The sequence below is a fragment of the Aliihoeflea aestuarii genome (assembly GCF_024105665.1).
In the GTDB taxonomy this organism is placed as follows: Bacteria; Pseudomonadota; Alphaproteobacteria; order Rhizobiales; family Rhizobiaceae; genus Aliihoeflea; species Aliihoeflea aestuarii.
Map to the genome: position 1 here is coordinate 22,360 of NZ_JAAAMK010000019.1, position 6,303 is coordinate 28,662.

Here is a 6,303-nt window from a genome sequence, read left to right on the forward strand (position 1 = left end):
GTTTATTATTGCGGAGACACGCGATTGTCAACCAGATGGTTCAGCGTTTTAGTTTTAGCGCTGCGCCCTCAGGCCAACGAAGACGCTCGCGGTATCGCTGTCACGCCCGTCAACGCTGCTCGTGAAATTCTCGTAGCGCGCGCGACCGGTGAGGCCGAGATAGCGGTTGAACCACCAGGTCAACGCAAGCTGGCCGCTCCAGGTCAGATCGTGGGCTGATGAATTCGCATAGTCGCGATAATCGAGGCCGATGCCGGCCGTTCCCGTGAGGTTCGCTCGCAGCTCGCGCGTGACCGAAAGGTTCGCCGCATAAAGAAGCGAGCCTCCGGCGCCGGGCGCCGTCGCGCCTTCCACACTGGTCAGCGCGTTCAGATCGACGATCGTGCCGCGCACTGGCGACCAGGCCAGAGTGCCGCCAAGCTCCAGGCCGGATACGCGCTCGAACGCCTCATCGTCAGGTGTTTCCCACAGCCAGCCGGCGAAGGCTTCGCCGCGCCATTTTTCCGCAATGTCGATCGCAATCCCGCCGCGCAGCGCCATACGGTCGGCCGATCGCCGAAAACCCGCCGCGTCAATCTCGTTGTCATAGATCCGCCGGCCCGCCTCGATCTCCGCAAAGGGAATCAGTGCCGGCGAAACCTCGTAGCCGGTGCGCAATCGCAGGACGGCAAGCGTCGAGTTGCGGTCCTTCTGGCTGATGATCGTGCCGTCCGGCAATTCTGCATCGGAAAAGGTATCGCGCGTCGCGGCAGCCGTCAGACCAAGCCGCAAACGCGCGATCTCACGGGCAATTCCGAGTTCACCTGACAGCGTATCGCGATCGGGCCGCGAGACCGCGCCTTCGACCGTGTCCGGCGCGGTCGCCGATTCGGGCCGATGCAGATAGCCGAAGGCCGCGCGCCCTTCATAGCCATCGGAAAAATCGAACCGCAATTCGCCGTCGAGACCGGCTTCGACATCGCGGATTTCCGCCCCCGCGATGTCCCTTCGCAGGATACCGAATCCATTCAGCCGCGCCTCATGACGCGACCAGTCGGAGCGCAGATCGAACCGCCCCGTCGTTTCCGAATAGAACGCCTCGTCGCCCTCCACGCCGCCATCGGCGTTGGACGTCCAGCCGATACCCTGCTCGATCGAAGGAAAGAGCTCGAACGTGCCGAGCCGCAGCCCGACCGGCGCGAACGGGTCGTCCGGCGACCCGCGACGCGTGGTCTCGATGGAATTGATCCGCTCCGCATCCGTGCCGACGCGCAGATTGCGCTGGAGATCCTCTGCGTCGATGGCCGCGAGCGGAACAGTTGCGGTCGTCGTCCCGTCGAGCAGCACATCCGTCTCGGCGCGCTGCGTTGCGGGAACCAGTCGCCCCAGCGGTTGCACGCGCCCTTCACGCGACTGCGGTCCGAGCGGATCGGAACCGGCGAACGGATCGTCGTCGGAAAACAAATCAACAGGGGTCGGGTCGGGCCGCGAATCGGCAAGCGGTTCGCCGGTCGAGATGGCGCCCTCGCTGAACGGCCGGTAATCGGCCGGTGCTTCGACAGGCTCCTCCGCGCGGCTATCGCGTTCGGTGAGCGGCGTCCGCAAGGGAGTGCCGCGCAGCGTGCGTTCGTCGCGCGCGTCGTTGGTGCGGTCCCGCACAGTGCCGGTCGTCGTTTCGTCTAGCTCGGGTTCGGCGTCGGCCGGCAGCGCGACCGCCTCCTCGTCCAACGGCTGGACGACAGTGATCGGCTCATCTTGCAACGATCCGCGCAGCGGCAATGCTTGCTCTTGCGCAAGCACACCGTGCGAGCCGAGCGCCACGCTGGCAATCGCCAGCGCATACGCACCGCGCCGCGCAAGCTTGCCAAGCCGGAAAGTCTGGTTTGCCATATGCGCGCGGCTGCCTCGATGCACGGAAATCATGCTTACGAAACCGTAAACGGCCTTGGTTAACCAAGCGTTGATGCCGGTGTTTCAGCCAAGCCGAATGGACAGATCGGCCAACTGGCGCTAAGCGCTGTCGCCATGCAGCGACAAAAGCCACAGACCGCGCTGGTGCGCGACCAGATCGTCCAATCAGCCGCCCGCACGCTCGAAATCGAGGCGGCGGGCCTCGCCACGCTTGCGGCCTCGTTCGAGAACGGGCTTTCCGATGCGTTCGTGAAAGCTGCCGAGACCATTGCCGGCATCACCGGCCGGGTGATCGTCACCGGCGTCGGCAAGAGCGGCCATATCGGCTCCAAGATCGCGGCGACGCTCGCCTCGACCGGCACGCCCGCCTTCTTCGTTCACCCGGCAGAGGCCAATCACGGCGATCTCGGCATGATTGCCGAGGACGATGCGATCCTTGCCATTTCGTGGTCGGGCGAGACGAGCGAACTGAGCGGCATCATCGCCTATGCGCGGCGCTTTTCGATACCGCTCATCGCCATCACGTCGGGCACGAATTCAGCGCTTGCGCGCGAATCGACCGCCGTTCTCGCTTTGCCGAAGGTCGCCGAAGCCTGCCCGCACGGGCTCGCGCCGACCACGTCGACGCTGATGCAGCTCGTCATCGGCGACGCGCTCGCCGTGGCGCTTTTGGAAGCGCGCGGCTTCACGCCCGATCATTTCAGGACGTTCCATCCCGGCGGCAAGCTGGGCGCGAGCCTGACCCATGTGCGCGATTTGATGCATACCGGCGACCGCATGCCGATCGTGCCGCCCGGAACGCCGATGACCGAAGCTGTCCGCGTCATGTCGCAAAAGCGCTTCGGATGCGTATGTATCGTGAATGAGGATGGACGGCTCGCCGGCATCATCACCGATGGCGACCTTGCCCGAAATCTTCACCGCAATCTTTCGCAGATGGCCGTCGACGACGTGATGACGAGGGAGCCGAAATCCGTCGCTCCCGATACGCTCGCCGCCACCGCGACCGGCATCATCAACGACAACGGCATCTCCGCGCTTATCGTATGCGAGGACGAGCGACCGGTCGGCATCGTCCATTTCCACGATCTGCTGAGAGTGGGTGCGGCCTGACGTTCGATGCTGCGGATGTTTTTGAGGTCGAGGTATGGATTCCTGTGACGAGCACAGGAATGACGGTGCATTTGTGTCGATGCAAATCTCCAACGTTGGGAAGTTGGCATTTACCTTTCTGCCGTCATTCCTGTGCTCGTCACAGGAATCCATGCCTCGACTTCTCAATCCCGCTACGTTCGAGAGCTTTCGTCGATGGCCTCCACCCGCAGCGTCCCGCCGTCGGCGGAAACGACCCGCACGCGTGTTCCCGGCGGCAGGTCGGGACCGCGCACGAGCCAGAGCGTATCGCCCAGCCTGACCCGGCCGTGGCCATCGTGGATCGGTTCCTCCAGCGTCGAAACCTGGCCGATCAGTTGCTGCTCGCGGCGGTTGAGGAGCGGCTGGTCGCTTGTCCCGCCGCGATCGGCCCCGAAGAAATAGCGTCCGGCAAGGGCGCACACGAGCGCAAGCGCGACGAAGACGATGAGCTGGACCTGCCAGCTCCACCACGCCGCCTCGCCGATCTGGAACGACAGCGCACCGGTCAGAAGCGCGGCGATACCGATCCACAACAGGTAGACGCCGGGCGCCATGATCTCCAGCGCCAGAAGCACGCCGCCGATGATCATCCAGTTCCAGGGACCGAGCGCGGCGAGATAGGCGGACATGTCAGGCGTCCCTGTTCGGCATTACGACCGGCGGGCGCGAGGTGCGGCGCTTTTCCTGAATGGCCTGCGCGTTGTCGCCGAAGACTTCCTTCGCGATGGCGCCGATGCCGCCGAGCGAGCCGATCAGCGACGAGCCCTCCATCGGCATCAGGACGATCTTGGAATTGGGCGCGGAGCCGATCTTCGCCATCGCTTCCGTGTATTTCTGGGCAACGAAGTAGTTGATTGCCTGTACATCGCCTGCCGCGATGGCTTCCGACACCATCTGTGTGGCCTTGGCTTCCGCCTCCGCCCCGCGTTCGCGCGCTTCGGCGTCGCGGAAGGCGGCCTCGCGACGACCTTCCGCGTCGAGAATCTGCGCCTGCTTGCGGCCTTCCGCCTCCAGGATTTCAGCGCGCCTGTTACGCTCCGCCATCATCTGGCGGGCCATCGATTCCACGAGATTCTTCGGCGGGTTGATGTCCTTGATTTCAACGCGGGTCATCTTGATGCCCCACGGCGCGGCGGCATTGTCCACGATATGCAGCAGCCGGTCGTTGATCGCGTCGCGGTTGGAGAGGAGTTCGTCGAGGTCCATCGAGCCCATGACGGAGCGGATATTGGTCATGGTCAGATTCAGGATCGCGTTCTGGAGGCCGGACACCTGATAGGCGGCCTGCGCGGCGTTCAGAACCTGATAAAAGGCGACGCCGTCGACCGCGACGATGGCGTTGTCCTTGGTGATGACTTCCTGCGTCGGAACGTCGAGCACCTGTTCCATCATGTTCATCCGCGCGCCGATACGCTCGACGAAGGGAACGATCAGGGCGAGGCCGGGCGAGAGCGTGCGGGTGTATCGACCGAACCGCTCGACCGTGTACTGAAAGCCTTGCGGAACCGTCTTGACGCCAGCGAAGATGAAGAGAAGCACAAGCGCCGCAAGAACGATCACCGCAATCTCGAACCCGGAAAAGAACATGAAATCCTCAATCGTTCGAATTTTGTCCCTCTAAACTTAAGGGTCGGGCACGCCTACGGCAAATATTACCGGTTCGAGAAGGCAAAAAGATCGGCGTCGCTGTCCTTTCGTCCCGCAATGGAGGCGGAAACGATCTCGCTAGCGATCCGCGAAAAGGTGATGCCGTTGCCGCCATAGCCCATGATGGCATGGATGCGCGGCTTTTGCGGCACCGGTCCGATGATCGGCAGTCCCGTGGACGTCGAGCCGAATGCGCCAGCCCAGGCGTATTGCGGCGTCACATCGAGCTGCGGCATCAGTTTCTTCAGCTTTCGCGAGATCGCTTGCGATTTCTCGCCGATCACGGCATCGCGCCGCGTCTCGTCGGAAAATTCCTCGTCCTCACCGCCGCAGATGACGCGGCCGTCTTTTGTCGCGCGCATGTAGAGGTAAGGATCGGATGCTTCCCAGATAAAGGCTTCCTGCGGCCACAGATTGGCTTTCTGCGGCCGTGTCGCGATCGCCCAGGTCGAGATCACCTGATGATTGTCGGCCGGAACGAACGGCAGGAGTTCGTATCCGGTGCACAGGACGACATGATCCGCGCGGACCGTCGGACCATGCGCGGTGCCCACGGTTACGCCGTCTGCGGACGTATCGAAATCGACCGCCTCGACATCGTCATAGAGCCGCGCGCCGCGTTCCCTTGCAATGTTGAGCAGCCGCGCCGTTAGCTTGCGCGGGTCGAGAGCGAGATTGTCGTGGCTGAGAATTGCGCCTTCCCGATCGATGCCGAACTCGTCTGCCAGGGGCTTGGCCGTAAGATAACGGGACAAAAGACCCGCATCGCGCCGCGCGTCCGCCTCGGCCTCGAGCGCGCCGCCGGTCAGTTGATTGCCGGCGAGGTAGAGTGTTGGGCGGGTCGCGAGATCGCAGGCGATCTTCGATGCCTCGATATGCGATTTGAGGTTCATCACCGCAAGACGCGAGCGCCGCCACGCGCGTTCGGCGTCGGCTTTGCCGATGGTCCTCGAAAGCGTCGTCAGCGGAACGTCGATCTCATACTGGACGAGCGCCGTCGTCGCCGGAGTCGATCCCAGAAGCGGCCCGCGCCGGTCGATCAGGACGACCTGATACCCCTCGCCCGTGAGCGCCTCGGCCATCATGGCGCCTGAGATACCCATGCCGACGACGAGGATCTCGCTGCGAATGTCGCGCACCAGCTTGTTCGTCGGAACGGACGGCGCACGATAGCCATGCCAGACCGGCTTGCCGGTACGCAGATCGAATTTTCGCATGTCAAGAAGATGCCCCGTTGGACCGCTCAACGGGGCTGGTGTGGGTTCGTTCCGTCGGCGCATTCGACGGGAAGTGAAATCCCGGCCGGGGTATTTTCAAGGTCTGGTCGAAAACATGGAGCCCTGAAAACCCTGTTTCGGCGGCCTGGCTGACGAGGCATGGATTCCTGTGGGCACAGGAATGACGGCATTGAGGCTTTTGCTCAGCCTTCGAACTCGGTGATTTTGCGCACAGCACCCATGAAGTCCATCATTCCTGTGCTCGCCTGCCCCCGTGCTTGTCACGGGGGTCACAGGAATCCTGTGTGTTCGGGGTGGTGTAGAGTGAATGCGGGAAGGATACCGTCGGAATCCTGATCCGCCTGCTGGCGAGACCGAGGCTTGGCCGGGTCCCTTCCCGCATTGCCACCGTCAA

At 63.3% G+C, this 6,303-nt stretch carries 5 protein-coding genes; 1 reads left to right on the forward strand and 4 read right to left on the reverse strand.

Going from position 1 to position 6,303, the window contains the following annotated elements; translation table 11 throughout:
- Nucleotides 1-54: 54 nt before the first annotated feature.
- Nucleotides 55-1,869, reverse strand: a complete 1,815-nt coding sequence (locus tag GTW25_RS20255; protein ID WP_252914100.1) for an outer membrane beta-barrel protein — start codon at nucleotides 1,867-1,869, stop codon at nucleotides 55-57.
- A gap of 135 nt (nucleotides 1,870-2,004) precedes the next feature.
- On the opposite strand from GTW25_RS20255, the gene GTW25_RS20260 reads away from it, so the two are divergent.
- Nucleotides 2,005-3,003, forward strand: a complete 999-nt coding sequence (locus GTW25_RS20260) for a KpsF/GutQ family sugar-phosphate isomerase (protein WP_252914101.1) — start codon at nucleotides 2,005-2,007, stop codon at nucleotides 3,001-3,003.
- Between the two features lie 173 nt (nucleotides 3,004-3,176).
- Here the strand turns inward: GTW25_RS20260 and GTW25_RS20265 are convergent, their stop codons facing one another.
- The 3 genes from GTW25_RS20265 to GTW25_RS20275 form a co-directional block, all read right to left on the reverse strand.
- Nucleotides 3,177-3,653 (reverse strand): NfeD family protein, encoded by a 477-nt coding sequence (locus GTW25_RS20265; RefSeq protein ID WP_252914102.1) that lies wholly within the window; start codon nucleotides 3,651-3,653, stop codon nucleotides 3,177-3,179.
- Nucleotide 3,654: 1 nt separating this feature from the next.
- Nucleotides 3,655-4,611, reverse strand: a complete 957-nt coding sequence (locus GTW25_RS20270) for an SPFH domain-containing protein (protein WP_252914103.1) — start codon at nucleotides 4,609-4,611, stop codon at nucleotides 3,655-3,657.
- Nucleotides 4,612-4,676: 65 nt separating this feature from the next.
- Complete coding sequence (locus tag GTW25_RS20275) at nucleotides 4,677-5,888, reverse strand: NAD(P)/FAD-dependent oxidoreductase (RefSeq protein ID WP_252914104.1); 1,212 nt, start codon at nucleotides 5,886-5,888, stop codon at nucleotides 4,677-4,679.
- Nucleotides 5,889-6,303 lie beyond the last annotated feature (415 nt).